Raw genomic sequence first — 821 nt, forward strand, 5'->3', positions numbered from 1 at the left:
GCGCCGGGAACGCGGATGTATCGCACCGGGGATCTGGTGCGCTGGCGTGCCGATGGCCAACTCGACTACGTGGGCCGCGCCGATGAGCAGGTCAAAATCCGCGGCTACCGCATCGAGCTCGGCGAAATCCGCGCCGCCCTAACCCAACTCGACGGGGTCCAACAAGCCGCGGTCATCGCCCGCGAAGACCGCCCCGGCGACAAACGCCTCATCGCCTACATCACCGGCACCGCCAACCCCGCCACCATCCGCGACCAACTAGCCCAACGGCTACCGGCCTACATGATCCCCGCCGCGCTAATCGCCGTAGACGCGCTACCGCTGACGGTCAACGGCAAACTCGACACCGCCGCCCTCCCCGCACCCGACTACACCACCAGCGGCTACCGCGCCCCCACCACCCCCACCGAAGAAATCCTGGCCGCCATCTACGCCCACACACTCGGACACGACCACGTCAGCATCGACGACTCCTTCTTCGACCTCGGCGGCGACTCACTGTCCGCCATGCGCCTCATCGCCGCTATCAACACCACACTCGACACTGACCTGACCGTCCGCACCATCTTCGACACACCCACGGTCGCTCACTTGGCGCCGCGTATCAGTGCGGGCGCCAGTCGGCCGCCGCGGTTGACGCCGGTTGAGCGGCCCGCGGTGGTTCCGTTGTCGTTTGCCCAGCAGCGGTTGTGGTTTATCGACCAGTTGCAGGGGCCCTCGCCGGTCTATAACGTCGCGGCGGCGTTGCGGCTAAGCGGGCCGCTCGATGTTGATGCGTTGGCTGCGGCGCTGGCCGATGTGGTGGGCCGTCATGAAAGCCT

The 821-nt window shown here is 67.0% G+C and carries 1 protein-coding gene; it reads left to right on the forward strand.

Annotation, left to right across the window (positions count from 1 at the left end; translation table 11 throughout):
- On the forward strand, nucleotides 1-821 hold an 821-nt coding region (locus tag A5736_RS00635; RefSeq protein WP_139333039.1), incomplete at both ends, for a phosphopantetheine-binding protein.

Origin of the sequence: Mycobacterium sp. SP-6446 (genome assembly GCF_001954045.1) — a bacterium.
Classification (GTDB): domain Bacteria; phylum Actinomycetota; class Actinomycetes; order Mycobacteriales; family Mycobacteriaceae; genus Mycobacterium.